Source organism: Pararoseomonas baculiformis, assembly GCF_017813395.1.
GTDB lineage: Bacteria > Pseudomonadota > Alphaproteobacteria > Acetobacterales > Acetobacteraceae > Roseomonas > Roseomonas baculiformis.
Map to the genome: position 1 here is coordinate 424,312 of NZ_JAGIZB010000001.1, position 25,993 is coordinate 450,304.

The 25,993-nt window shown below is 70.5% G+C and carries 25 protein-coding genes; 15 read left to right on the forward strand and 10 right to left on the reverse strand.

All coding sequences use genetic code 11. The annotated features are described in order from the left end of the window. Positions 1–329: 329 nt before the first annotated feature. Both J8J14_RS01895 and J8J14_RS01900 read left to right on the forward strand, forming a co-directional pair. Positions 330–1,694 (forward strand): MmgE/PrpD family protein, encoded by a 1,365-nt coding sequence (locus J8J14_RS01895; protein WP_209377696.1) that lies wholly within the window; start codon positions 330–332, stop codon positions 1,692–1,694. Continuing rightward, complete coding sequence (locus tag J8J14_RS01900) at positions 1,694–2,662, forward strand: Bug family tripartite tricarboxylate transporter substrate binding protein (protein ID WP_209377697.1); 969 nt, start codon at positions 1,694–1,696, stop codon at positions 2,660–2,662. Before J8J14_RS01895 ends, J8J14_RS01900 begins: the two co-directional genes overlap by 1 nt. Positions 2,663–2,719: 57 nt before the next feature. Here J8J14_RS01900 and hrcA read toward each other — a convergent pair whose 3' ends face one another. After that, positions 2,720–3,814 carry a heat-inducible transcriptional repressor HrcA gene (hrcA, locus tag J8J14_RS01905; protein ID WP_209377698.1) on the reverse strand — a complete coding sequence of 365 codons (1,095 nt, stop codon included), beginning with the start codon at positions 3,812–3,814 and terminating at the stop codon, positions 2,720–2,722. 438 nt (positions 3,815–4,252) lie between these two features. Here hrcA and rph point away from each other — a divergent pair, with 438 nt between their 5' ends. The 6 genes from rph to J8J14_RS01935 all read left to right on the forward strand — a co-directional run bounded on the left by rph (position 4,253) and on the right by J8J14_RS01935 (position 9,659). After that, the gene (rph, locus tag J8J14_RS01910; protein WP_209377699.1) at positions 4,253–4,990 is read left to right on the forward strand and encodes a ribonuclease PH; all 738 of its coding nucleotides are present in this window, start codon (positions 4,253–4,255) and stop codon (positions 4,988–4,990) included. Then, positions 4,987–5,601, forward strand: coding sequence for a non-canonical purine NTP pyrophosphatase (locus tag J8J14_RS01915; protein ID WP_209377700.1), 615 nt, complete (start codon positions 4,987–4,989; stop codon positions 5,599–5,601). The genes rph and J8J14_RS01915 overlap by 4 nt, the downstream gene beginning before the upstream one ends. A gap of 67 nt (positions 5,602–5,668) precedes the next feature. Further along, a complete protein-coding gene (locus tag J8J14_RS01920) occupies positions 5,669–6,673 on the forward strand; it encodes a flagellar motor protein MotB (RefSeq protein ID WP_209377701.1) in 1,005 nt (334 codons plus the stop codon). Continuing rightward, positions 6,670–7,536: a flagellar motor stator protein MotA gene (gene motA / locus J8J14_RS01925; RefSeq protein WP_209377702.1), complete on the forward strand. Its 867-nt coding sequence runs from the start codon at positions 6,670–6,672 to the stop codon at positions 7,534–7,536. Before J8J14_RS01920 ends, motA begins: the two co-directional genes overlap by 4 nt. A gap of 20 nt (positions 7,537–7,556) precedes the next feature. Continuing rightward, positions 7,557–7,982, forward strand: coding sequence for a PaaI family thioesterase (locus tag J8J14_RS01930; RefSeq protein ID WP_209377703.1), 426 nt, complete (start codon positions 7,557–7,559; stop codon positions 7,980–7,982). A gap of 81 nt (positions 7,983–8,063) precedes the next feature. Then, positions 8,064–9,659, forward strand: a complete 1,596-nt coding sequence (locus J8J14_RS01935; RefSeq protein WP_209377704.1) for an ABC transporter substrate-binding protein — start codon at positions 8,064–8,066, stop codon at positions 9,657–9,659. A 17-nt stretch (positions 9,660–9,676) separates the two neighbouring features. Here J8J14_RS01935 and J8J14_RS01940 read toward each other — a convergent pair whose 3' ends face one another. The 3 genes from J8J14_RS01940 to J8J14_RS01950 are packed head-to-tail and all read right to left on the reverse strand — an operon-like array spanning position 9,677 to position 11,256. Beyond that, positions 9,677–10,444 carry an SDR family NAD(P)-dependent oxidoreductase gene (locus J8J14_RS01940; protein ID WP_209377705.1) on the reverse strand — a complete coding sequence of 256 codons (768 nt, stop codon included), beginning with the start codon at positions 10,442–10,444 and terminating at the stop codon, positions 9,677–9,679. A gap of 60 nt (positions 10,445–10,504) precedes the next feature. After that, positions 10,505–10,777: a hypothetical protein gene (locus J8J14_RS01945; protein WP_209377706.1), complete on the reverse strand. Its 273-nt coding sequence runs from the start codon at positions 10,775–10,777 to the stop codon at positions 10,505–10,507. Further along, complete coding sequence (locus J8J14_RS01950) at positions 10,774–11,256, reverse strand: peroxiredoxin (protein WP_209377707.1); 483 nt, start codon at positions 11,254–11,256, stop codon at positions 10,774–10,776. The genes J8J14_RS01945 and J8J14_RS01950 overlap by 4 nt, the downstream gene beginning before the upstream one ends. A 120-nt stretch (positions 11,257–11,376) precedes the next feature. Between J8J14_RS01950 and J8J14_RS01955 the strand changes: the two genes are divergently transcribed. The 3 genes from J8J14_RS01955 (at position 11,377) to J8J14_RS01965 (ending at position 14,878) form a co-directional block, all read left to right on the forward strand. Beyond that, complete coding sequence (locus tag J8J14_RS01955; protein ID WP_456307501.1) at positions 11,377–12,069, forward strand: YqgE/AlgH family protein; 693 nt, start codon at positions 11,377–11,379, stop codon at positions 12,067–12,069. A gap of 107 nt (positions 12,070–12,176) precedes the next feature. Beyond that, a complete protein-coding gene (gene aspS, locus J8J14_RS01960) occupies positions 12,177–13,988 on the forward strand; it encodes an aspartate--tRNA ligase (protein ID WP_209377708.1) in 1,812 nt (603 codons plus the stop codon). 29 nt (positions 13,989–14,017) lie between these two features. Beyond that, positions 14,018–14,878 carry a cell envelope integrity EipB family protein gene (locus J8J14_RS01965; protein ID WP_209377709.1) on the forward strand — a complete coding sequence of 287 codons (861 nt, stop codon included), beginning with the start codon at positions 14,018–14,020 and terminating at the stop codon, positions 14,876–14,878. Between the two features lie 81 nt (positions 14,879–14,959). Here J8J14_RS01965 and J8J14_RS01970 read toward each other — a convergent pair whose 3' ends face one another. The 4 genes from J8J14_RS01970 to J8J14_RS01985 form a co-directional block, all read right to left on the reverse strand. After that, positions 14,960–16,138 carry an OprO/OprP family phosphate-selective porin gene (locus J8J14_RS01970; RefSeq protein ID WP_209377710.1) on the reverse strand — a complete coding sequence of 393 codons (1,179 nt, stop codon included), beginning with the start codon at positions 16,136–16,138 and terminating at the stop codon, positions 14,960–14,962. A gap of 199 nt (positions 16,139–16,337) precedes the next feature. After that, positions 16,338–16,886, reverse strand: coding sequence for a hypothetical protein (locus tag J8J14_RS01975; protein ID WP_209377711.1), 549 nt, complete (start codon positions 16,884–16,886; stop codon positions 16,338–16,340). Positions 16,887–17,108: 222 nt separating this feature from the next. Continuing rightward, positions 17,109–17,540: a hotdog fold thioesterase gene (locus J8J14_RS01980; RefSeq protein WP_209377712.1), complete on the reverse strand. Its 432-nt coding sequence runs from the start codon at positions 17,538–17,540 to the stop codon at positions 17,109–17,111. Beyond that, positions 17,537–18,946, reverse strand: coding sequence for an MATE family efflux transporter (locus J8J14_RS01985; protein WP_245215248.1), 1,410 nt, complete (start codon positions 18,944–18,946; stop codon positions 17,537–17,539). Before J8J14_RS01985 ends, J8J14_RS01980 begins: the two co-directional genes overlap by 4 nt. Positions 18,947–19,183: 237 nt before the next feature. Between J8J14_RS01985 and J8J14_RS01990 the strand changes: the two genes are divergently transcribed. The 4 genes from J8J14_RS01990 to J8J14_RS02005 all read left to right on the forward strand — a co-directional run bounded on the left by J8J14_RS01990 (position 19,184) and on the right by J8J14_RS02005 (position 24,505). Continuing rightward, a complete protein-coding gene (locus J8J14_RS01990; RefSeq protein WP_209377713.1) occupies positions 19,184–21,166 on the forward strand; it encodes a BCCT family transporter in 1,983 nt (660 codons plus the stop codon). Next, positions 21,163–22,449, forward strand: coding sequence for an MFS transporter (locus J8J14_RS01995; protein WP_342452364.1), 1,287 nt, complete (start codon positions 21,163–21,165; stop codon positions 22,447–22,449). Before J8J14_RS01990 ends, J8J14_RS01995 begins: the two co-directional genes overlap by 4 nt. A gap of 111 nt (positions 22,450–22,560) precedes the next feature. Further along, the gene (locus tag J8J14_RS02000) at positions 22,561–23,613 is read left to right on the forward strand and encodes an alpha/beta hydrolase (protein ID WP_245215249.1); all 1,053 of its coding nucleotides are present in this window, start codon (positions 22,561–22,563) and stop codon (positions 23,611–23,613) included. A 46-nt stretch (positions 23,614–23,659) separates the two neighbouring features. After that, positions 23,660–24,505 (forward strand): fumarylacetoacetate hydrolase family protein, encoded by an 846-nt coding sequence (locus J8J14_RS02005; protein WP_209377714.1) that lies wholly within the window; start codon positions 23,660–23,662, stop codon positions 24,503–24,505. A gap of 51 nt (positions 24,506–24,556) precedes the next feature. Here the strand turns inward: J8J14_RS02005 and hpxZ are convergent, their stop codons facing one another. Beyond that, positions 24,557–24,937: an oxalurate catabolism protein HpxZ gene (gene hpxZ, locus J8J14_RS02010; protein WP_245215250.1), complete on the reverse strand. Its 381-nt coding sequence runs from the start codon at positions 24,935–24,937 to the stop codon at positions 24,557–24,559. A gap of 11 nt (positions 24,938–24,948) precedes the next feature. Continuing rightward, on the reverse strand, positions 24,949–25,905 hold the full coding sequence (locus J8J14_RS02015; protein ID WP_209377715.1) for an SDR family oxidoreductase: 957 nt from the start codon (positions 25,903–25,905) through the stop codon (positions 24,949–24,951). Between the last annotated feature and the right edge of the window lie 88 nt (positions 25,906–25,993).

The window sequence follows — 25,993 nt, forward strand, 5'->3', positions numbered from 1 at the left end:
CGGCATTGCGTGGTTGGGCCGAGCGTCTTCGCGGCATGGCGCATGACCGGGCTTCCTCCTGTGCCGCCTGGACCTGTGCCGCCCGGGCCGGCGCGGGGCGCGATGCGCCTCCGGGGCAGCAAAAATCGCAGTGCGAATGAGATATTTGTTGCCTCAGGGCTACTCCCGGTCCATGCAGGGGGTCAAGAACTGCTTGGCGCATGTCCGGCGCCATTCCGGGAAACGGAAGGCAGCACAGAGGAAACGGGGACTCGGGTGACACCGACAATGGTTGCGGAGCGCCGCCTGGCGCTGCTTGCCACCCTGCATGGCAGCGGGGCGGCCCGGCGTTGAGCGCGGCGGCCACGCCCACGCGTCAACTCGCCGCCTTCGTGGCAGGGCTCGATGCGGCCCGGGTCACGCGGGCGGAGCGGGAGCTTGTCGCGCGCGCGATCCTCGACACCGTCGCCGTCGGCATCGCCGCGCGGGACGAACCGGCCGCGCGCCTCGCCATGCTCCGGGCCAAGCAGCAGGGGAAGGGCCCTTGCACCCTCTGGGCCGCGGGTGAGGCGACCGGCGTGCGGGAGGAGGAGGCAGCCTGGGCGAATGGCGTCATCGCCCATGTCCTCGATTTCGACGACGTCACCTCGGTCATGCGCGGCCACCCCTCGGTCGCGATGCTGCCGGCGCTTCTCGCCCTGGCCGAGGCGGAGGCGCTGTCGGTCGAGGACGTCACCATCGCCTATGCCGCGGGCTTCGAGGTGATCGCCGCGCTGTCGGTGTCCATGGCCGCGCCGCATTACGCGAAGGGCTGGCACAGCACGGCAACGATCGGCGCGATCGGCGCCGCGGCGGCCTGCGCCCGGCTCCTGCGGCTCGACGCCATCTGCACGGCGCATGCGATCGGCCTGGCCGTCACCCAGGCGGCGGGCACGCGCGCCAGCTTCGGGACCATGGCGAAGTCGGTGCAGGCCGGGAACGCCAACCTTGCCGGGCTGCGCGCCGCGCGCCTGGCCCAGCTGGGCTTCGACGCGGCGCCGGAGGCGCTGGACGGCGCCATGGGCTTCGCAAGCCTTGGCGGCGGCGCGCTGGTCCTGCCCGCCCTGGGCGGCGCCCTTCTCCGGCACGGGCTGGAGGTGAAGAAATACCCGCTCTGCTACGCCACCCACCGCGCGCTGGACGCGGTGCTGGACCTGCGCGCAGCGCATGGGCTGGGCCTGGCCGATGTGGCGGCCGTGCATGTGCACGCCTCGCCCGGCGCCCTGGCGCCGCTCATCCACCACCGGCCGGCAACCGGCCTCGATGCCAAGTTCTCCATGGAATACGCGATGGCAGCCGCGCTGGCGGATGGCGCGCCGCGCCTTTCGACCTTTTCGGACGCCGCCGTGCGGCGGCCGGCGCTGCAGGCCTTCCTCCCCCGCGTCACGGCCGACGAGGCCGAGGGCGCCCTGCTGCCGCGCTGGGCGGAGGTTTCGGTGCGGCTCCTGGATGGCCCCGTGCTGTCCCTGCGCCGGCATGCGCTGCGCGGCGGCGCCGAGGATCCGCTGAGCCGCGCCGAGCTGCTCGCCAAGGCGGAGGACTGCCTGGTCCATGGCGGCGGGATGGCGGAGGGGGCGGCGGCGCTGCTCTCCGCGATGGAGGATCCGGCCCGCGGGGCGGGCGATGCGTTGCGCGCCGGCCTGCTCAGCGGCGCCGTGCTGGAGGAGACGACCTGATGCTCAATCGTCGGCATGTCCTGGCAGGTGCCGGGCTGCTCGCCCTGCCCGCGACGAGGCGATCCGCCCTGGCGCAGGAATGGCCGAACCGCCCTGTCCGCCTGATCGCCACCTTCGCGCCGGGCGGCGCGGCGGACCAGCTCGCCCGCGACCTGGCGCAGATGATGGGGCCCGAGCTTGGCCAGACCGTGGTGGTGGAGAACCGCACGGGCGCCGCCGGCAATATCGGCACGGAGCAGGTGGCGCGGGCAACCGATGGCCACACCTTCCTGCTCTGCAGCACGGGGCCGATGACCTACCACCCCATCCTGTTCCGCTCCCTCACCTTCGACCCGCTGAAGGATTTCACGCCGATCGGCTTCGCCGCCCATTCGCCCAACATCCTGGCGGCGCGGAAGGATCTCGGCTGGACGCGGCTGGACCAGGTTCTGGACGCTGCGCGGGCCGCGCCAGGCCGGCTGAACTATGGCAGCGCGGGAAGTGGCACCACCCAGCACCTCGCGGGGGAGCTGCTGCAGGAGGTGACCGGCATCAGCCTGACCCATGTGCCCTATCGCGGCGGCGCCCCGGCCCTGCGCGACCTGCTGGGCGGGCAGCTTGAGCTTCTGGTCACCACCGGTTCGGGGGCGAACATGATGCGGGAGGGGCGGATCACCCCCATCGCGACCATGGGTTCCACGCGGCTGGCGGCCCTGCCGGATGTCCCGACCATGCACGAGGCGGGGCTGGTCAATTTCTCGGCCACGGCCTGGTACGGCGTGGTGGGCCCGGCCGGCCTGCCGGATCCAGTGGTGGCCCGGATGTCCGGCGCGCTGCAGAAGGCCCTGCGGGATCCGGGGCTGGCCGCGCGGATGCGCGACCAGACGATGGATGTCGAGACCATGACGCCCGAGGCCTTCGCCGCGTTCATGACGGCCGAGCGCCAGAAATGGAAGCCGGTGGCGGAACGGCTTGCTGGAACCATGTGACGCGGCAAGGGGACGGCGCCCAGGCGGGAGGAGGCGTGGCCTCCGCCCGCGAGGGCCCTAGCCCAGCATCCGCCCGATCACCTGGGCCGTGTAATCCACCACCGGGATCACGCGCCCGTAGTTGATCCGCGTCGGCCCGATCACCCCGATGGCGCCGACGATCTTCTCCTGCCCGTTGCGGAAGGGCGCCACCACCATCGACAGCCCGGCAGTGTCGAACACGCCGCTTTCGGCGCCGATGAAGATCTGCACGCCCTGGCCGCGCTGAGCCAGTTCCAGCAGGCGCAGCATCGTCTCCTGCGCCTCCAGCCGGTCGAAGAGGGACTGGATCTCCGCCACCCGCGCCGCCTGGTCCAGGTTCTGCAGCAGGCGGGACTGGCCGCGCAGGATGAGCGAGCCCCCTCCCCCGCCCGCCCAGGTGGCGAGGCCGGACTGGACCACCTGGTTGGTCAGCGTGTCCAGCGCCGTGCGGTTGGCCGCGATCTCGGCCTCGACGAGGCTTCTCGTGTCGTCCAGCGTGCGGCCGTTCAGCCGGGCGTTGAGGTAGTTGCCCGCCTGGGCCAGCGCGCCGGCAGGCAGGCCGGGCGGCACCTCGATGATGCGGTTCTCCACCTGCCCGCGGTCGCCCACCAGCACCACCAGCGCGCGGCCGGGGCCGAGGGCGACGAACTCGATATGGCGGATGTTGGATTCCGCATGGGGCGCGACCACGAGGCCCGCGGCGCCGGCCAGGCCAGACAGCATTTGCCCCGCCTCCGCCAGCGTGTCCTGCATGGAGCGGCCGGAGGCGGCGCAGCGGATGGCGATCGCCTCGCGCTCATCCTCGGTCAGGTCGCCGAATTCCAGCAGCCCGTCCACGAAGAGGCGAAGCCCGCGCTCGGTCGGCAGGCGGCCGGCGGAGGTGTGGGGCGCGTAGAGCAGCCCTGCCTCCTCCAGATCCGCCATGGCGTTGCGGATCGTGGCGGGAGAAAGGGAGAGCGGCAGGCGGCGGGACAGGGTGCGGCTGCCGACAGGCTCCCCGGTCTCGACATAGAGTTCCACCACCTGGCGAAGGATGGACGCGCTGCGGCTGTCAAGGCCAGGCAGGGAAACGCCGGCCGGGCTGGCCTTGGGGGGAATGATGCCGGGTCGCTGGTTGGGCTGGGCGCCCATTCGGTGCCTGCACTCCGTGACGGTTCTGGACCCTAGAAGCTAGGGAGCGGTCCGGGCAGCGTCAACGCAGCGTATCCATGGCGAAGGCTTCCCGTGGCTTATCCGCACCACGCCGCGGCAAACAACAACTTGCAGCCGATTTCATTCAGCAGATCGCAAGCTCGTGCTGCCACATTCCGTCACAGCCGGGACATTCTTCTGTCTCAGGCGGGGCTGCCCAATAGGGGCCTGTATGCCGGAGGGCGCCATGGGCGACACGCGGGACAGGAGCGGGAGCGAGAGGAACGGGGGCGGCCGCGGGCTTCCCTCCGCCGGGGCGTGGGCCACCATGCTGACCCTTTGGCTGCCGCCCACCGATCTCGGCGCGGCGGAGGTGGCGTTGACAGGGGCTGCGCAGGGCGTGTTCCTCCCGCCTCCCTGCCAGGAGAGGCCCGCCGAATGTCCGACATCCCCGCCTGGGCTCGCCCCTCAGGGCGCGCCGCCGACCAGCTCCGGGAGCTGAAGCTCGAGCCGGGCTTCGCCCGCCACGCGGAGGGCTCCTGCCTCATCCGCATGGGCGTGACCGAGGTTCTCTGCACCGCCAGCGTCGAGGGACGTGTGCCCCCCTTCCTGCGCGGCAAGGGCCAGGGCTGGGTCACCGCCGAATACGGCATGCTGCCCCGCGCCACCCATACGCGCGGCGACCGCGAGGCGGCGCGCGGAAAGCAGTCCGGCCGCACCCAGGAAATCCAGCGCCTGATCGGCCGGTCGCTCCGCGCCGTGACCGACCTGAAGGCGATGGGCGAGGTGTCCATCGTGCTGGATTGCGACGTGCTGACGGCCGATGGCGGCACGCGCTGCGCCGCCATCACCGGCGCCTGGGTGGCGCTGCACCTGGCCCTGCAGCACTGCATGCGCTCCAACATCATGTCCACCAACCCGCTGCGGGACCAGGTGGCCGCCATTTCCTGCGGGATCCACCAGGGCAAGCCGGTGCTCGACCTCGACTATGCCGAGGACAGCAGCGCCCATACGGATGGCAATTTCGTCATGACCGGCACCGGCGGGATCGTGGAGATCCAGGCCACAGCCGAGGGCGCGCCCTTCTCCGAGGCGGAGCTGACAGGCCTTCTCGCCCTGGCCCGCAAGGGCACGGCGGAGCTCTTCGCGGCCCAGCGCGTGGCGGTGGGGCTGTGACACGCCGGCTGCTGGCGGAGAAGCGCCTCTGCCTTGCCACCCATAATGCGGGCAAGGCGCGGGAGAATGCCGCGCTGCTCGCCGGGCACGGGATCGAGGTGGTGACGGCGGGCGAGCTGGGCTTGCCCGTGCCGGAGGAGACCGAGACCAGCTTCATCGGCAATGCCACGCTGAAGGCGCTGGCCGCCGCCCGCGCGAGCGGGATGGTCTCCATGGCCGATGATTCCGGCTTCTCCGTCGCAGCCCTGGACGGCGCGCCAGGCGTCCATACCGCCGATTGGGCGGAGCAGCCGGATGGCACCCGGGACTATGCCGCCGCGATGGCGAAGGTGGAGCGGCTGGCCCGGCATTCGCCGGACCGGAAGGCCTGGTTCTCCTGCGCCCTCGCCCTGGCCTGGCCGGATGGGCATGTGGAGGCCTTCCTGGGCGAGGCCCATGGCGAATGGGTCTGGCCACCGCGCGGGGAGAAGGGCTTCGGCTACGACCCGATCTTCGTGCCCGCCGGCGAGGCCCAGAGCTTCGCCGAGATGGATCCGGCCCGGAAGCACGCCATCAGCCACCGCGCCGCCGCCTTCCGCCTGCTGGCCGAGGCCTGCCTTCCCCGCGGCTGAGGGCGCGGCATCAACCGCGCCTTAACGTCCCGGAGTCACCCTGCACCCGGGCAGCGGGTGCGGGGCCGTGGCGAGAGGCAGGGGCGAAGGCACGACCATCGTCATCCGGAAGGAGGAGGGCGGGGAAGGCGGCCATCATGGCGGCGCCTGGAAGGTCGCCTATGCCGATTTCGTCACGGCGATGATGGCCTTCTTCCTCCTGATGTGGCTGCTGAACGCCACCACGGAGGAGCAGCGCCGCGGCCTGGCCGACTACTTCAACCCGACCAATGTCATGGGCCAGCGCGCCAGCGGCTCCGGCCAGCCCTTCGGCGGTCGCACGCCGAACGAATCGGGCCAGCTCGCCTCCAATGCCTCCTCCATGCGTGTGGAGACCGGCCCGCGCCCCGTCATCTTCGACCTGGAGGAGGATGACAGCGACAGCCCCGCCAGCCCGGTGGAGCGGCGGGAGGGGCCCAAGGGGGATGACGAGATCGCCACCCCCGCGCGGCTGATGGCGCAGCACGCACCCCCCGGCACTGGCCCCGGCGAGAACCAGGCAGGGCTCGCCCAGGCCTCCGCCGAGGCGCTGCGGGAGGAGCTGGCACGGCGCGAGCGCGACGCAATGGACCGCATGGCCGAGCAGATCCGGGCCGCGGTGCGGGAAGACCCCACCCTGGCCGATCTGGCACGCCAGCTCCGGGTGGAGCAGGTGCCCGAGGGCTTGCGCATACAGCTGCTGGACGGGGAACGAGAACCCATGTTCGCCCTGGGCGGCAATGCGCCATCGGAAAAGCTCCGCGCGCTGCTGGCCAAGGTCGCGGCGGTGATCAACCGCGTGCCGCATGCCGTGGCCATCACCGGCCATACCGATGCCACCCCCTTCCGCCCGGGGGCACGCTCCAACTGGGATCTCTCGGCCGAGCGCGCCAATGCCACGCGGCGCCTCCTGACCGAGGGCGGCGTGGCGGAAGCGCGCATCCGCAGCGTCACTGGCCTGGCCGGGCGCGAGCCGCTGATGCCCGAGAACCCGCAGAACGCCGCCAACCGCCGCGTCTCCGTGCTGCTGCTGCGGGAGAACCCGGCACCGTGACCACGGTCATCGGCTTCGTCCTGATGATGGTCACGGTCTTCGGCGGCTACACCTTGGCCGGAGGCAAGTTCGACATCATCCTGCACGCCCTGCCGCTGGAAGGGCTGATGATTGGTGGCGCGGCGGTCGGCGCCTTCGTCATGTCCAACTCGATGCATGACGTGAAGCACACGCTCGCCGGCTTCGGGAAGATCTTCAAGGGCGCGCGCTACCACAAGTCCGACTACGTGGAGATGCTGTCGCTGCTCTACTGGTTCGTGCGGCTGGTGCAGACCAAGGGCGCCATGGCGCTGGAAGCGCATATCGAGAAGCCGGAGGACAGCCCGGCCTTCAACAAGTTCCCGAAGATCAAGGCCAACCACCACGCCGTGGCGATGATCTGCGACTACCTGCGGATGGTCGGCATGAATGCCGATGACCCGCACCAGATCGAGGATGTGATGGCGCGGGAGCTGAAGAAGCTGAAGGAGGAGGAGATGCACCCCTCCCACGCGATGCAGAGCATGGCGGATGCGCTGCCTGCGCTGGGGATCGTCGCGGCGGTGCTGGGGGTGATCAAGACCATGGCCTCCATCGACCAGCCACCCACCGTGCTGGGCGGCATGATCGGCGGCGCGCTGGTGGGCACCTTCCTGGGGGTGCTGCTGGCCTATGGCGTGATGGGCCCCATGGCCGCCCGGCTGAAGGGGGTGGTGGATGAGGAAACCAAGTATTTCGAGGTGATCCGCGCCGTGCTGGTGGCGCATCTGCACGGCAACGCGCCGCAGGTTTCCGTGGAAACCGGGCGGAAGATGGCCCCTTCCGCCTATATGCCCAGCTTTCAGGAGCTGGAAGCGGCGCTGCAGGATTTGCAGATCGCCTGAACCGCGATACGCACGGGGCCATGGAAGACACCGCCCCTTTTCACGACCTTCTCGGCATCACCGTGGATGAATGGCGCGACGGCTTCGCGCGCCTGGCCCTGGTGGTGGAGCGCAAGCACTTCAACCGCAGCGGCGTCCTGCATGGCGGCGTGCTGCTCGCCCTGGTGGACCAGGCCGGCGCCTATGCCGGGATGTTCTGCACCGTGCCCGGCAATGTCCGGCGCGGCGTGACGCTGGATCTGAACACCCGCTTCACCGGCCAGGTGACAGAGGGGCGCATCACGGCGGAGGGCCGGGTGGTCACCGCCGGCCGCAACATCTTCTTCACCAGCACCGAGGTGCGCGGGCCGGACGGCAAGATCGTCGCCTATGGCTCCGGCACGCATCGCTGGCGCAGCGGCAGCCAGCTGCCCGAGGGCGTGCCGGCGGATTCGCCGCTGCGCTGACGCGGAAGGGGCGAGCCTTGCGCGCTTGCCCCCACCCTGCCGGCCGCTACTATCCCCTGTCGTTCCGGGAGAGATCATAAAATGCCGCTGACCCGACGTGCCGTCCTGCAAGCCTCCGCCGTCGGCGCGGCGCTGCACCAGGCCGGTCCCGCCTTCGCGCAGACCCCCGCCGGCGTCCTGGTCGTTGCCAAGCAGATCAGCGACCTGACCAGCGTCGATCCCGGTGAGAGCTTCGAATGGAGCGGGGCCGAGATCTGCGGCAATGTTTACCAGAAGCTGGTGACCACGCCGAACAACGACCCGGCCCGCCTGACCGGGGAGCTGGCCGAGAGCTGGGCCGTGTCGGATGACAGCCGGCGCTTCACCTTCCGGATGAAGGACGGCCCACGCTTTGCCTCCGGCAAGCCCGTCACCGCGGAGGACGCCGCCTGGTCGCTCCAGCGCGCGGTGATCCTCAACAAGTCGCCCGCCTTCATCATCAACCAGTTCGGCTTCACCCGGGACAACGTGGCCGAGCGGATCCGCGCGACCGATCCGCGCACCCTGGTCCTCGAGACCGCCGAGCCGACGGCGCCCAGCTTCCTGCTCTTCTGCCTGTCCGCCGTGGTCGGCAGCGTGATCGAGAAGGCGGCGGCCATGGGCAATGCCCGGGGCGATGACCTCGGCAATGCCTGGCTCAAGGCCAATACGGCCGGCTCCGGCCCCTATATGCTGCGCGCCTGGCGGGCGAATGAGAGCATCGTCATGGAGGCGAACCCTCACGCCACCGAGGCGCCCGCGACACGTCGCGTCATCATCCGCCACGTGGCTGATCCTTCCGTGCAGCTCCTCGGCCTCCAGCGCGGGGATTTCGACATCGTCCGTAATCTCGGGGCGGAGCAGATCCGGCAGGTTTCGGAGGATTCGCGCTACAGGCTGCACGCCCAGCGGCGGGCGAGCGTGATGTACCTGTCCCTGAGCCAGAAGGTGCAGGCATTCGCCCGGCCGGAGGTGCGGCAGGCCATCAAGATGGCGGTGGACTACGAGGGCATTCGCCGGAACATCGTGCCCACCACCTACGCGATCAACCAGAGCTTCCTGCCGCAGGGCCTGCCCGGCGCGCTGGCCGACACGCCCTTCCGGCAGGACCTGGCGGCCGCGCGGGCGCTGATGGCCAAGGCTGGCCTGGCCGAGGGCTTCGAGGCCAGCTTCGACTTCACGGCCGAGGCGCCCTTCATGGACATCGCCCAGGCCATCCAGGCCAATCTCGCGCAGATCGGCATCCGCCTGCGGATGAATCCCGGCGACAGCCGGCAGGTGGTCAGCCGCACCCGCGCGCGCCAGCACGAGATCGCGCTGGTGCAGTGGGGCAGCGACTATTTCGATCCGAACACCAATGCCGAGGCCTTCCTCATCAACACCGACAATGGTGAGGATGCCCGGAACAAGACGCTCGCCTGGCGGGCGAGCTGGCCGATCCCCGAGCTGAGCGCCCGCACCCTGGCGGCGCGAAAGGAAACCGACGCCGCGAAGCGGACCGCGATGTATGAGGAGCTGCAGCGCGAGAGCCAGCGCGAGAGCCCCTTCGTGATGCTTTTCCAGCTGATCGAGAACTCTGTCACCCGCGCCGCGGTAACGGGGCTGGATACCGGCCCGATGAGCGACCGCTACCGTTATCGCGGCGTCGTCAAGGCCTGATGCCTCGGCGGGGCCATCTAGGCCCCGCCCCAGTTCATCGTCAGCCCGCCATCCATCACCACGGTCTGGCCGGTGATGTATTCGGCATCGGGGCTGGCCAGGAACAGCGCCAGCTTGGCGATCTCCTCTGGCTGGCCGGCGCGGTGCCAGGGGATTTCCTTGAAGGAGGCCTCGCGCTTGGCGGGGTCGTCCAGCCGCTCCTGGGTCATGGGGGTCTGGATCAGACCGGGAGCGATGCCCACAACGTTGATCTTCCTCGGTGCCAGCTCCACCGAAAGGCTGCGGACCAGCGAGCCCAGCCCGGCCTTGGACATGCCATAGGGCGCGCTCTCATCCGTCGGCAGGTGCTGGGCGACGGAGGTGATGTTGATGATCTTGCTGCCCTCCGGCGGGTTGCCGCGCAGGAAGGCGCGGCAGCACCAGAGCGGGCCGAAGAGGTTGGTGCGGATCACCACTTCCGCATCCTCATCCGCCAGCTCGGCCACGGGCTTCTTGCCACCCATGCCCTTGCCGGCATTGTTCACCAGGATGTCCAGCCCGCCCAGCGCGCTGCGGGCAGCATCGAAGGCCGCATCGACCGCACGGGAATCCATCACGTCCAGCCGGGTGGTGAAGGCTCGCCGGCCCGCGGATTCGATACGCCGGGCGGTTTCGCCCGCGCCCGCCTCATCCGTGTGGAAGGTGATGGCGAGGTCCGCCCCCGCCCGGGCGAAGGCCACCGCGATGGCCTGCCCGATGCCGGAATCCGCGCCCGTGATGAAGGCCCGCTTGCCCTGAAGGACCATCCCGCCGCTCCTTGTGTGCCGGAGCCGATGAAGCGCCGGGCACCGAGGGCGGGTTGCGCCTCAACCCTTGCGGCGCAGCGTCCGCAGGTTGGCGGAAACGCGGCGGCGGGCCGGCTTGGCCGCCGCCTCCATCACCGCGGCCGGGCTTTCGCCCCGCATCGCGGCATGTCCGGCCGCGATCCAGCCATCCGCGAAGGCCTTCTGCTTCTCGATCGCCATCCGGGCCAGCTCCGCCCCGGAACTATCGGGGCGGGCCATCAGGTCCAGGCTTCGCAGGGTGAAGACCCAGCCCGCCTGCCAGGCGAAGAGGCCCCAGTTGGCGGGGTTGTTCATAGCTTGGCCAACACGGCCTCGGCGCTGCTCACCTCGAAGGCGCCCGGCTGCTCCACGCCCAGGTAGCTCACCTTCCCGTCCTTCGCGACCAGGGCGAAGCGCTGGGAACGCACGCCCATGCCGCGGGCGGTCAGGTCCATTTCCAGGCCCAGGGCCTTGATGAAGGCGCCGGAGCCATCGGCCAGCAGCAGCAACTCGTCCTGCACGCCCTGGTCACGGCCCCAGGCCGCCATGACGAAGGCGTCGTTCACCGAGACGCAGGCCACGGTGTCCACGCCCTTGGCCTTCAGCGCCGCGGCCTGCTGGACGAAGCCGGGCAGGTGGCGGGCGGAGCAGGTGGGGGTGAAGGCCCCCGGCACGCCGAAGAGCACCACGGTCCCACTGCCGAGGAGGGTGGCGGTGTCCACCTCCTTCGGGCCTTCCGGGGTGGCCTGCATGATCTTGGTGGAGGGAATGGCGTCGCCGGTCTGGATAGGCATGGGGGTCCTCAGGAACAGGGGGGCAGTTTCGGCGCCCGTTTCCCCTTCCTGTCAACACGCGGCTGCGCAATGCGGCACAAGCGGGTTGCAGCACCCCTTCCCTGCCGCCATCTTCCGGTCATGACCCGGCGCACGAAGGACAAGGCTCCCCCGCCCCCGATCGAGGATGAGGACGAGTTCGAGGAGATGGATGATCAGGAGGAGCAGGCCCCTCCCATCCAGCTTTCCCGCATGGCCAAGCCCGGCCCGGCGGAGGAGGGCTGGCTCGGCGGCCAGATCCTGATCGCCATGCCCAGCATGGAGGACCCGCGCTTCGCCCGAAGCGTGATCTGCCTCTGCGCCCACTCGCCCGAGGGCGCGATGGGCATCGTGCTGAACCGCGCCATCGAGAACCTGACCTTCGACGAGCTGCTGAAGCAGCTGGACGTCACCCCCATCCCGCCCCAGCGCCGGATCCGGCTGCATGCCGGCGGGCCCGTGGAGGGCGGCCGGGGATTCGTCCTGCATACCCAGGACTGGTCCAGCGAGGGCAGCCTGACCATCGAGGGCGGCTTCGCCCTCACGGCCAGCGTGGACATCCTGAAGGCCATCGCCAGCGGCGAGGGTCCGCGCCAGGGCTTGCTGGCCCTGGGTTATGCCGGCTGGGGCCCGGGCCAGCTGGAAAGCGAGATCGCCCATAACGCCTGGCTATCCGTCTCCCCGGACGAGGCCATCCTCTTCACCGAGGAGGACCAGGACGCGAAGTGGCGCCGGGCCCTGGCGAAGCTGAAGGTGGACCCGCTGCTGCTGGTGGATACGGCCGGGCGGGCCTGAGGCCTGGGGCGGGTGCTGCTCCGGGGTTGACAGGGGGAGGCTGCCTGCCCCTCTTGCCGCCCCGAACGCATTCCCAGACCCCAAAGCCAGTTCAGGTTCCCTGCCCCATGCACGCCTATCGCACCCATACCTGTGGCGCCCTCCGCGCCGCCGATGCCGGCCAGACCGTCCGGCTTTCCGGCTGGGTGCACCGCAAGCGGGACCATGGCGGCCTGCTCTTCATCGATCTGCGCGACCATTACGGCCTGACCCAGTGCGTGATCCCGCAGGGTTCCGAGGTCTTCGCGGCCGCCGATGGCGTGCGGCCGGAGAGCGTGATCACGGTGACCGGCGAGGTGGTGGCGCGCGAGCCCTCCACCGTGAACCCGCGCCTGGCCACGGGCGAGATCGAGCTGCGCGTGCGCGAACTGGTGGTGCAGTCCGCCGCCGATGTCCTGCCCTTCCAGGTGGCCACCGATGACGACGCGCCGGAGGAGATGCGGCTGCGCTACCGCTTCCTCGACCTGCGGCGCGAGCGCCTGCAGCGGAACATGATCCTTCGCGCCAGGGTCATCCATGACATCCGGGAGCGGATGATCTCCGCCGGGTTCAACGAGTTCCAGACACCGATCCTGACCAGCAGCTCGCCGGAAGGAGCCCGCGACTTCCTCGTCCCCGCCCGCCTGCACCCCGGCAAATTCTACGCGCTGCCCCAGGCGCCGCAGCAGTTCAAGCAGCTGACCATGGTGGCGGGCTTCGACCGCTACTTCCAAATCGCCCCCTGCTTCCGCGACGAGGCGGGCCGGGCCGACCGCACGCTGATGTTCTACCAGCTCGACGTGGAGATGAGCTTCGTCACGCAGGAGGACGTGTTCCAGACCATGGAGCCCGTCATGCGCGGCACCTTCGAGGCCTTCGCCGCGGGGCGCGGGATGGATGAGGGCCCCTGGCGCCGCATCCCCTATGCCCAGGCAATGCTGGACTATGGCTCGGACAAGCCGGATCTCCGCAACCCGCTGATCATCCGGGACGTGACGGAGCAGTTCGCCGGCTCCGGCTTCGGGCTCTTCGCCAGGATCGCGGCTTCGGGTGGCGTGGTGCGCGCCATCCCGGCCCCGGGCGCGGGCGGCAAGCCGCGCGGTTTCTTCGACAAGCTGAACGAGTGGGCGCGGGCCCAGGGTGCCGGGGGCCTGGGCTACATCGCCTTCGACGCCGAGGGCGCGAAGGGCCCGATCGCCAAGAACCTGGAGCCGGAGCGGGTGGAGGCCATCCGCGCCGCCTGCGGCATCGGGCCAGGGGATGCGGTGTTCTTCGCGGCCGGCAAGGTGGATGAGGCCGCGAAGTTCGCCGGCACCGTCCGCACCCGCATCGGCCAGGAACTGGAACTGATCGAGAAGGACGTGTTCCGCTTCTGCTGGATCGTCGATTTCCCGATGTTCGAGCTGAACGAGGAGACGGGGCAGATCGACTTCTCCCACAACCCCTTCTCCATGCCCCAGGGCGAGATGGCGGCGCTGGAGAGCCAGGACCCGCTGACCATCCCGGCCTTCCAGTACGACATCGTCTGCAACGGCTATGAAATGGCCTCGGGCGCCATCCGCAACCACAAGGCCGAAATCATGGTGAAGGCCTTCGGCATGGCGGGTTACCCGGAAAGCGCGGTGGAGGAGCGGTTCGGCGGCATGCTGAACGCCTTCCGCTACGGCGCCCCCCCGCATGGCGGCATGGCGGCCGGCATCGACCGGATCGTGATGCTCCTGGCCGAGGAGCCGAACCTGCGCGAGGTCAACATGTACCCTATGAACCAGCAGGGCGAGGACCTGATGATGGGGGCGCCGAGCACCGTGGAGCCCGGCCGCTGGAAGGAACTGCACATCAAGCCGGACCTTCCGCCCGCGAAGGATGCGGCGAAGGGTGCAACAGCGCCGAAGAACGCCTAAGTCAGAAGGCGAACCGGAAAGGCTCCTCGATGCGCCTGCGCTCCTTCCTCGCTGCAACCTTCACCCTGGGCGCGGCCCTGGCCCTTGCCGGGCCGGCCCCCGCCCAGCCTACCGCCCCGGTGGCCAGCCAGGCCCCGGCCGCCCTGCCCGGCGCCCAGGACATGGTGGCGCACCGCGCCGCCTATCGCCTGAGCTTCGACAAGGCGCGGGACAATTCGGACGTGGCGCGGGCCGAGGGCGCGATGCTCTTCGAGGTGCTGGACGCCTGTGATGGCTGGGCCAGCCGCCAGCGCCTGACCATGCGCCTGCAGGACCGGGACGGGCAGACGCTCGAAACCGCCTCGGACTACTCCACCTGGGAAAGCAAGGACGGGCGCCGGCTGCGCTTCTCCCTCACCCAGATGACGGCGGGGGCGGTCAGCAACCGCGTCTCCGGCGAGGCGGTGCTGCAGCCCGATGGCTCCGGCACGGCCACCTATGAAAACCCCCGCCCCTCGCAGGAAACCCTGCCGGCGGGCACGCTGCTGCCCATGGCGCACACCATCCGCGCCATCGAGGCCGCGCGGGCCAACCAGCGGATCCTCAACGTGCCCCTGATGGACGGCACCAGCGATGACGGGGCGCAGGACAGCACCACCATCCTCTCCCAATGGGGCCGGGATGCGGACGCCAAGGCGCGCTTCCCGCTGCTGGCCAACCAGGAAAGCGGCCGCATGCGGATCGCCTTCTTCGGCAAGGACAGCAATGGCGGCGGCGCCTCATCCCCGGATTACGAGGTGGGGCTGCGCTACTACGCCAACGGCGTGGCGGACGAGCTGAACATGGATTTCGGCGAGTTCTCGGTGAACGGGCGGCTGGAAACGCTGGAAGCCATTCCCGGCGGCTGCTGAGCCGGGCCCTTCCGCGCCGCGCGGCAGGGCCCCTGGCGGGTGAGGTCCGGAGAGGGCAGGACCCACTCCGGGAACCCGGCATCAGAGATTGAAGGCCGCGCGAAGCCCGACGGCCTGGAAGTCGCGGTTTCCATCCGCCAGCTTCGTGCGGCCATTCTCGTACTGGATCCCGAAGCGCAGCTTGTCGGTCGGGAACCAGGTCAGGCCGATGGTCCAGATATCCTGCCGGGCGCCGCCGTCCCCGTCCCTCAGATCCGCGACGCTGTAGCGGGCGGCCAGTTCCAACCCACCCATACCGCCATCGGGCTTGGGGCGCTTCCAGATGCCGGTTTCGTCCGAGCGCTCGCGGGGCTTGCCGAGGAGTGGGAAGGCCGCTTCGGCATACCAGCCCTCGTATCGGCGGGCGGGGCCGGTGGCCGCATCCACTTCCACGCGCTGCCACAGGGCCTCGACATAGAGCGGCCCCATCCGGCCAGCGAGCTCGGGGCCTGCGGCCCAGGCGCTGCCGGCGCGGATGGTGCCGCTGTCCAGGAAGCGGCGGGAATCGATGCGCAGCTCGGGGTAGTCCCGCAGGCGGATGCTTTCCGGCCCCGGGCTGGTGCCAGGGTGGAACTGGGCCGCGCCGTTCAGCCCGACCTGCAGCTGCAGGCCGGACCATTCCGGCAGCAGCGCCACGGCGCGGCCGGCGACGCCGCGCTGCCGGTGGTCATGCGGGGTGGAGGCGACGCCGCCCGTGAGATAGGCGCTGGCATTCCACCGCGCCCCCCCTTCCCCGAAGCCACCACGCGCCTCAAGCCCGGCTGCCAGCCGCGTGCTGCCACTCGCCAGGCTGGCCGCGATGTTGGAGATGGCGGCCCGTTCCATGAAGGGCAGGTCGAAGGAAGATCCGGCATATTCGGGCAGGTGCTGTGGCTGGAAGGCGCCGATGCGGATGGTGCCCCAGCCCAGCCCCGTATAGGCGAGCTGTGCCTCGTAGATGTTGTTGTAGTCGTTCGGGCTGGAACCGCCGAATTCCCAGATGAAGCGGGCGGTGAAATCCTCCCCCAGCCCGGCTTCCAGCCCCAGGCGCCCGCGGCGGAGATTGACGCCGCTGCGATAGCCTCCCGTGCGGTCCTGGCCGAAGAAGGAACCGGCATCCGCATCAAGCCGCACCAGGGGCTCCAGGGTGAAGGCCCCCAGACGCAGGCTGGGCTTTCCATCCTCCCACTGGATGCCATCCGGGGCAGGCTGTGCCCCGGCCTGGTGCTGGGCCTGAGACATGGCGGGGCTGGCAGCCAGCAGGGCTGCGAGGATCGGGAGCAGGCGGATCGGATCGTCCTCCGGTTCCGGCAGCGGGCGGTTCCGCTGCGCCTGCCTGCCCTAGCATCCCCGCCTTGCCGGCTTGCCCTGCGACGGGATCACGATGACGCAAGCAGGGGCCGGGAGATGCCCGGCCCCTGGCTGAGCCCGGGGCCCGACCTCAGCGGGCCGGCATGGTCGCCAGCTTGTCGAGCAGCACGATGGCGGCATCGACGCAGGCGCGGGTCGGCTCGCCCTCGGCGCAGCGGACATGCACCTCGGAGTTGCCGCTCTCCACATGGAAGCTGGCCGCGCGGGAGGGGCGGGGCGGGCGGTGATGGGGATGCATCATGCCCCCGTGTTGATAGGCATAGGGGCCCATCATCCAGGGGGCGTGGCCGTCAGGCCCTGGAACGCTCCCCTCCCTCATGCGCGGGCCACGCCCCTCGGAACCGGGGCCACGTCCATCCACCATGCCGGACCCGCCGCCTTCGGCGCCCGGCCCACGCTGGCCAGGCCCGGACTGCGAGGGGGTGGCCGCGGCGGACGGCTGGGCCTGGGTCTGGCCCTGCGTTGTGGGCTGGGCCTGGCCCTGCGCCGTAGGCTGGGTCTGGGCCTGGTTCGCCGGGGGCGTCGGCGCGGTGGATGTGCCGGGGGCGGGCTGTGCCAGGGCCATGCCGGCGGCGCTGGTCAGGGCCAGGGCTGCGGCCAGGAGCGTGGGCTTGTGCATCGTGGGACCTCCATCGTCAGCGGCTTCGCCGGTGACGCCGCAGGAAGCATCCGGCCCGCGCCAGGGTTTCCCGGGCGCATGCCCGCGATACGCGGGGTTACGGAAGGGGGCCCCTGGTGGTTGGGGCAGCCGCGGCAGGACGAAGCCGGGGATGGGGAGGTTCGCGATGATGGCGCTGATCGCCACCGGATCGCCTCGCCCCTCGCCGCCCCTGTCCCGGCCCTATTCCGGCAGCACGGCGCAGGTGAGGCGGGAGACGCAGGCCAGGCGGCCATTCGCCCGGCGGATCTCGGTCTGCCAGACCTGGGTGGTCCGGCCGGTGTGGAAGGGGCGGCACTCGGCCGTGACCGTTTCCCCCTCCGGCACCGCTGCGAAGTGGTTGGCGTTGATCTCGATGCCCACGACGCGGAACCCCTCGGGCACCGCGAGGAAGGAGGCGGTGCTGCCCAGGGTTTCCGAGATCACGGTGGAGATGCCGCCATGCAGCACGCGCCAGGGCTGCACGTGGCGATGATCCACCGGCATGGTGGCGCGGAGATAATCCGGCCCGATCTCGGTGAAACGCAGGCCCAGATGGCCATGCGCGGTATCGCCGGAGCGGGCGTTCAGCTCCTCCGGCGTGGCGGTCTTCTTCCAGATCGGGGCGGTGCTCATGCAGGGATGGGGGCAAGGCGGCGGCCGGCCGTCAAGCCGCCGCGCCGTGAGAGCCGGGCCCAGCGCCAGGTCAGGGCCGCCGCCACCCCGCCCAGCCCGATCACCAGCCCGGCCCAGATCCCTGCCGGGCCGAAGCCCAGGGGATGCGCGAGGATCAGCGCGGCGGTGAAGCCAAGCGCCCAGTAGCCCAGGCCGGCAATCACCATGGGAACCTGCGTGTCATGCAGCCCGCGCAACGCGCCGGCCGCCACCACCTGCACGCCGTCGCTCAGCTGGAACAGGCCGGCGAAGAGGAGCAGCGTGCCGGCCAGGGCGGCGGTCTCGGGCGCCCCGGGGGCCATGGGGTCCAGGAAAATGCGGGTGAGCGCCCCGGGAGCCAGGAGCATCATCGCCGCCATCGGCCCCATGAAGAGGGTGGAGAGCCCGATGGCCGTCCAGCCCGCGCGCCAGGCCGCCCTGGGGCGGGCCGCGCCGATGGCCAGGCCCACACGGGCCGTGGCTGCCTGGGAAAGGCCGAGCGGGATGGCGAAGGTGGTGCTGGCGATCTGCAGGGCGATCGCATGGGCCGCTACCGCCTGCGCCCCGAAGGGCCCCATGACGAGGCCCACCGCGCTGAACAGACCAATTTCCAGCAGCATCTGGGCCGCGACGGGCAGGCCGAGCCGCAGTACCCGCAGCAGCCGCCCCGCCTCCAACCGCCAGAAGCGCCCGAAGACGCGGTAGCGCCGCAGCTTCCTGTCCCGGAGAATGAACAGGGCCAGGGCAACCACCATGAAGAGATTGGCCCCGGCGCTGGCGATGCCGGCCCCCTGCACGCCCAGGGCGGGGGCGCCGAGATGGCCGAAGATGAAAACCCAGTCCAGCAGCGCGTTCAGCGGCACCGCCAGCACGCCGATGAGCAGGGGCGGCCAGGGCCGCTCCATCGCCGCCATGAAGCCGCGCAGCGTGAGAAACAGGCAGAAGGGGAAAATGCCCCAGAGCACGAAGCGCAGGAATTCCTGGGCATGGATCGCCAGGCCGGGCTCCTGCCCCAGGGCCCGCAGCACCGCGCCGCCGTGCCAGAGAAGCACCATGCCCGGCAGGGCCGCCAGCAGGGCGGCCCAGCCGCCGGCGCGCAGCGTGCGCCGCATCGCCCGCACATGGCCCACCCGCCGCCCCCGTTCCTGCGCCAGCATGGCCGCCGCCGCGAAGGAAAAGCCGAAGCCCGGCGCCAGCATGGTCCAGTACAGCGTGCCGGAGAGCGTGGCGGCCGCCAGCGCCTCGGTGGAGAGATGGCCCAGGAAGGCGGCATCCGTGGCCAGCAGCGCCATCTGCGAGAGATTGGTGAGCGCCATCGGCCAGGCGAGGATCAGCGTGGCCCGCATTTCCGCCCACCAGGGGCTCCGCCGCTGTGCTTCCTCGATCATGAAGGGAATGTAACCGCAGCCCGCCCTTTCCAGCCATGCATGGCCGGGGGGAGCACGGTTCCGCTCCGCGCAGGGCTCCTGCGGAAACCGGCACGCAACGTTCCGAAGGGCACATCAACAAAACCGCGCCTGCTGCGTTGCCCTGGCATGAAAGGGCCATCAGGCCCGCCGGCTCCACCGCCCCGCCCCGGTCATGCACCGGGTCGCGGGGTGATTTTATCTCGAAGTGGAACACGTATGTCCGACCCATCACCAGCCGCGCGGAGCGCCGGTTCGCGGGCCCTGGGCCCGGTCTTCATCCTCTCGGCGGTGCTGATTGCCATCATCGTGACGTTCGGGGTCATCGCGCCCGAGACGGTGGGCCGGATCTTCACCGCGGCCCAGAGCTGGATCCTCAGCCGCCTGGGCTGGTTCTACCTGCTCTCCGTCGCCGTCTTCGTGGTGTTCGTGCTCTATCTCGCCCTGAGCAGCCATGGCCAGGTGCGGCTCGGGCCCAATCACTCGGAACCGGATTTCAGCTACGGCTCATGGTTTGCCATGCTGTTCAGCGCGGGCATGGGCATCGGGCTGGTCTTCTTCGGCGTGGCCGAGCCGGTGATGCACTTCACCACCCCGCCGATCGGCGACGGCGGGACGGTGGAAGCGGCGCGCGCCGCGATGCGCATCACCTTCTTCCACTGGGGCATACACGCCTGGGCGATCTATGCGGTGATCGGCCTTTCGCTCGCCTATTTCGGCTTCCGGCATGGCCTGCCGCTGACCATCCGCTCCGCGCTTTACCCGCTGATCGGGGACCGCATTCATGGCCCCATCGGGCAGGCGATCGACATCTTCGCCGTGCTGGGCACCATCTTCGGCGTGGCCACCTCGCTCGGCCTGGGGGTGCTGCAGATCAATGCAGGGCTGAACCACCTGACCGGCCTTCCCAGCACGCTGCTGGTCCAGGTGCTGCTGATCGCCGCGATCACCGGCGTCGCCACGATTTCCGTGATGATGGGGCTGGATGCCGGCATCCGCCGCATCAGCGAGTTCAACATGGCCGTCGCCGCGATCCTGCTCGTCTTCGTCGCGGTGGCGGGCCCGACCGTGTTCCTGCTGCAGGCGCTGGTGCAGAACACCGGCGGCTATATCGACCGGTTCTTCGAGCGCACCTTCATGCTCTATGCCTATGAGCCGAATGACTGGATCGCGGGCTGGACGCTGTTTTACTGGGCCTGGTGGATCTCCTGGTCGCCCTTCGTGGGCATGTTCATCGCGCGTATCTCGCGCGGGCGCACCATCCGCGAATTCGTGCTGGGCGTGCTCTTCGTCCCCACCGGCTTCACCTTTCTCTGGATGACGGTGTTCGGGAACACCGCCATCTCGCTCCAGCTCACCGGCGCCACCACGGCGGTCTCGGAAGCGGTGGCGAACAGCGTGCCACTCGCCCTCTTCGCCTTCCTGGAGCAGTTCCCCTTCGCCACCCTCACCTCGGCCCTCGCGACGCTGCTGGTGGTGACCTTCTTCGTGACCTCGGCCGACTCCGCGGCGCTGGTGATCGACACGATCACCTCGGGCGGCTCGGAGGAGACACCGGTCTGGCGGCGCGTGTTCTGGGCGCTGCTCTCGGGCCTGGTCGCGGCGGTGCTTCTCTCGGCCGGGGGGCTGCAAAGCCTGCAGACCGCGACCATCGCCAGCGCCCTGCCCTTCACCGTGGTGATGCTCGTCATCTGCTACGGGTTGTTGAAGGCGTTGCGGACCGAAGCGCTGCGCCAGAGCGTACAGCACGCCTCCCCCGCGCGGATCGCGCCGGACCAGGGCTGGCAGGGGCAGCTGCACTCCATCCTGCACCACCCATCCCGGGCCGAGGTGCAGCGCTATCTCGCGGAGGTGGTGGCGCCTTCGCTGGAAGCGGTGTGCGAGGAGCTCCGGCGTCGCGGGGTGGACACCGCGATGCGGCGTGAGGAGGACCGCGTCGGCCTCGCGGCCATGCCGGGCACGCCCGATGAGTTCCGCTACGGCATCCGCGCCCGCGGCTATGCCCTGCCGAGCTTCGCCTATTTCGAGCGCGGCACCTATGCCACCAGCCGGGACCGCTACTTCAAGGCGGAGGTCTTCCTGCGGGAAGGCGGGCAGGGCTACGACATGATGGGCCAGCCGCGCGAGGTGCTGATCGCCGATGTGCTGGCGCAGTATGAGCGCCACCTCGCCTACCGGCAGCTGGCCGGGCAGGCGGTGTGACGGAGCCGGACGCGCCCGGGGCGCCTGCGGGAAGCCTGCGCCCCGTGGCCGCCCTGCTGGCCGGGGCGGCGCTGGTAATGCTGGGCAACGGGCCGCTGGCCACGCTGGTCAGCCTGCGGCTGGATGCGCTGGGCACGCCCCGCATCGCCACGGGCCTGATCATGGCGGCCTATTTCGCCGGGCTCACCCTGGGATCCCTGCTGGCCTACAGGCTGGTGGCGCGGGCCGGGCATATCAGGGCCTTCGGCGCCTTCGCCTCGGCGGTCTCGGCGCTTGCCCTGGCCTATCCGCTCATCGGCCATCCGCTGCCCTGGGCGGCGCTGCGCATGGCGGAGGGCTTCTGCATGGCCGGGATCTTCATCTGCGTGGAGAGCTGGCTGAACGACCGGGCGACGCCGGCCACGCGGGGCAAGATCCTCGCCGCCTACATGATCTGCCTCTATTCCGGCCAGGCGGTGGGACAGTTCCTGCTGGGGCTGGACGAGGGGCCGGGGCGGCCGCAGGTCTTCATGCTCGTCTCGATCCTTGTCTCGCTGGCCGTGCTGCCGGTGGCGCTGACGCGCCAGGCGCCGCCCATCATGCCGGACGTGGCATCCCTGCCCGCGCGGCGCCTCTATGCCGCATCGCCGCTCGGGCTGGTGGGCACGATCGGCAGCGGGCTGATCCTCGGGGCCATCTATGCGCTGGGGCCGGTCTTCGCCCGCGCGGCGGCGGGGCTGGAGGCGCAGGGGGCGGCGCTGTTCATGAGCGCGGTGATCTTCGGCGGCGTGCTGCTGCAATGGCCGCTCGGGCGCCTCTCCGATGCCTTCGACCGGAGGCGGGTAATCGCGGGCACGCTGGCCGCGCTGGCGGCTTCCGCCATGGTCGTGCCACTGCTCGCCCGGGAAGGCCAGGGCGCGCTCCTCGCCTCGGCGGCCCTGTTCGGCGGCTTCGCCTTCGCGCTCTATCCGCTCTGCGTGGCGCATACCAACGATCACCTGGGGCGGCAGGAGCGGGTGGCGGCGAGCGGCGGGCTGGTGCTGGCCTATTCGGCGGGCGCCACGGCGGGCCCGCTGGCCGGTTCCACCGCCATGTCGGTGCTGGGGGCGCCAGGGCTCTTCGCCTATGCCGCCATCATCGCCGGGCTGGTGCTGGGCTTCGCCCTGTGGCGCATGCTGGCCCGCGCGCCCGTGCCGGCGGAACGCCAGGGGACCTTCCAGCCCGTGCCGGGCACCACGCCGCTCGCGGCGCCGCTCAACCCGCGGGGCGCACCACGGCTGGTCCAGCCGCCCGTGGGAGGGTGACGACCGGCCCGGGGGGGCTGCTGGCCGCCCCTCCCCGGCGGGTGTAACTTCAGGGGCGATCAGGGGCGGCCATGCCGAACCAGCCCTGGCGACGACAAGGGGAGAGCTCACATGGCCCGTCCAGGCCGCATCGCCCGCCGTAGCGTGCTCGCATCGCCCATGCTGCTGCCCCTCGCCGCCGGCATCCATCCGGCCAGTGCCCAGCCCGCCGGGGTGGTGATGGACGAGATGCTGATCCCCGGCCGCGAGCCGGGCATGCAGCTCTACCTGCGGAACAAGCGGCCGGAGGCGCAGGCGCCGGCCCGGCCGGACCGCACCATCCTCTGCGTTCATGGCGCCACCTACCCGGCCAGCACCACCTTCGACCTGCCTCTCTCGGGCGTGTCCTGGATGGACTACATGGCCGGGCGGGGCTTCGATGTGTGGAGCCTGGACCTGACCGGCTATGGCCGCTCCACCCGTCCGCCCGCGGACCAGTCGCCGCCGCCCACGCGGGGCGAGCAGGCGGTGGCGGACATCGCCGTGGCGCTGAAGCATATCCGCGAGGCGCGCGGGGTGGCGAAGACCGGGCTGATCGGCTGGTCCTGGGGCACGACCCTCGTCTCCCGCTTCGCGGCCGACAATCCCGCCCTGGTGGACCGGCTGGTGCTCTACGCGCCGCTCTGGCTGCGGGATCCGAACAAACGGGGCGCCGTGCCGGTGCCGGAAGGCCCGCTTCCCGCCTATCGCACCGTCACGCGCGCCCAGGCGCGTGAGCGCTGGATGAACGGGGTGCCGGACAACAAGCGGGCCAACCTCATCCCGCCGGGCTGGTACGAATACTGGGCCGATGCGACCTTCGCGACCGACCCCGAGGGATCGCGCCAGGTTCCTTCCGTGCTGCGGGCGCCGAACGGGGTGCTGCAGGACCTGCGCGAACACTGGGATGCCGGGCGGCCCTTCTACGACCCCGCGAAGATCACCGTCCCGGCCCTGCTGGTGCTGGGCGAATGGGACCGGGACACGCCGCCTTCCATGGCGACGACGCTGTTCCCGCTCCTCACCAATTCTCCGGGCAAGCGGCTGGTGATGCTGGCCGAGGGCACGCATTCGATCATGCTGGAGCGCAACCGGGGCGCGCTCTTCCAGGCCGTGCAGGTCTTCCTGGAGGAGAGCTTCGCCTGAGGGCGGGGCGACAGGCGGCCAGGACAGGAAAACGGATACAGACGCGATGAAGCTGCTGCGATTTGGCGCGCCCGGCGCCGAGAAACCGGGATTGCTGGATGCGGATGGGGTGATCCGCGACCTTTCGGGCGTGGTGCCGGACCTGGCCGGCGACGTGCTCTCCCCCGAAGGCCTCGCGCGGCTGGCGGCGGTGAATACGGAGGAGCTGCCGATGGTCTCGCCCACCATGCGGCTGGGGCCACCTGTCGGGGGCACGCGCAACTTCGTGGCGATCGGGCTGAACTATGCCGACCATGCGGCGGAGAGCGGCGCGGCGGTGCCGAAGGAGCCGATCGTCTTCCTCAAATCCCTCAACTCCCTGGCCGGGCCGGATGACGACGTGGCCATCCCGCCGGACAGCCGGAAGACGGATTGGGAGGTGGAACTGGCCATCATCATTGGCACCCTCGCCCGGCGCGTCTCGCCCGAGGCGGCGCTGGAGCATGTGGCGGGCTACGCCATCTGCAACGACGTGTCCGAGCGCGAGTGGCAGATGGAGCGCGGCGGCACCTGGGACAAAGGCAAGAGCGCGGATGGCTATGGTCCCGTCGGCCCCTGGCTGGTGACGGCCGACGAGGTGCCGGATCCGCAGGACCTGGGCATGTGGCTGGAGGTGGATGGCAGGCGGATGCAGGATGGATCGACGCGCACGATGATCTTCGATGTGCGGACCATCGTTTCCTATGTCAGCCAGTTCATCACCCTGCATCCCGGCGACATCATCACCACGGGCACGCCGCCCGGCGTGGCCATGGGAATGAAGCCCCCCGCCTATCTGCGGCCGGGCCAGGTGATGCGCCTGGGGATCGATGGGCTGGGCGTGCAGACGCAGAAGACCGTTGCCGCCGAATAGGCGCCGGGCCGTGGGGAACAGATAGCCGGGGGATCGCCTCCCCCGGCCCGTTCATTCCGGGACCACGCTCACATGCGCGGCGACGACCCGCCAGCCTTCGGGGAAGCGCACCCAGCTCTGGCTCTGGCGGCCCAGCCTTCCCGGCGCGTTCTCCCGCCGGAACATGGTGTTCGCCACCGCGAAGTCGCGGCCAAAGGTGGTGATCACCGTGCGCTCCAGCCGGCGCTCCAGCCCCATGGCGGGGCGTGCGCGGCGGAAGGCGCGGATCTCCTCCATGCCATAGAGGTTTTCCGCGGCGCCGTAGCGGATGGTCTCGGGCGCATCGCGGAACAGTTCCTCCAGGACCGGCACGTCATTGGTGACCAGGGCCTGCTCATAGCGGGCGAAGGCGGCCTCCACCTCGGCGCGGATCTCGGGGATGTCGATCTCCAAAGGGCGTCCTTTCAGCGTCTCCGGGCCAACCAGAAGCCGATGATCCCGGCCGCGGCCAGCCAGGCCTTGGCGGGAATCCGGATGGCTGCCTCGCTCCGGAAGCCACCATAGACACCATGGTCGCGGGGAGCGGAGAAGAGATTGCCTTCCGTCGGCGCCGCCCTCGGGCCGCTGGAGAGGCCTTTCTTCATCGCCTTCCCTGCTGCCCAGCGAACCGGGGTGGGCGCGAGGGTGGCGGCGATGCGGAGCAGCTGGGCGGACCAGCCGACCGGCGCCGCCGAGCGGGGGCGGCGGATCAGTGAGACGATCGTCTCCGCTACCTCGAAGGGCGAGGCGATGGGGCCGCCCGCATCGATGCGGTGCCCGCTGTGGTTGGCGGCGTGGCGCAGGCCCGGCGTGTCCACCACCGCCGGGTAAAGATCGCAGACATGGATCCCCGGCCAGTCCTGAAGCTCACCCCGCAGGGACTCTGTGAAGCCGCGCAGCCCCGCCTTTGCCGCGCCATAGGAGGCGGCGAAGGGCGTGGGCACCCAGGAGCCGATGGAGAGGGTGTTGATCATCACCCCGTGGCGCTGGCGCTTGAAAACGGGCAGCACGGCGTGGGCGCCGTTCACCTGGCCGAGCAGGTTGATGCGCACGACCTGGGCGTGGGATTCGATCGGCACCTCCTCGAAGGTTCCAACCACGCCCACGCCGGCATTGTTGATCCAGACATCGATCCGCCCGAAGCGGCTGAGCGCGGCTTCCGCCAGGTCGCGCAGGGCGCCGGGGTCGGTCACGTCGGTGGGCACGGCGATGGTCTCAGCGCCCAGGCGCTCGCATTCCTCGCGCACCGTCCTCAACGTGTCCGGCCGGCGGGATGCCAGAACGAGCCTGGCGCCCTCGCGCGCCAGGCGCTGGGCCGTCGCGCGGCCGATGCCGCTGGATGCGCCGGCGATCACGACGATCGCGCCCTGGATCCGGGGCATGAGCTCTCCTCCTGCTGCTGCGCTGGCGCATCAGACCGCCGGTGGTTAACCGGGCACGCCGCCACGGGTTCCCTTGGTGACTTGACGT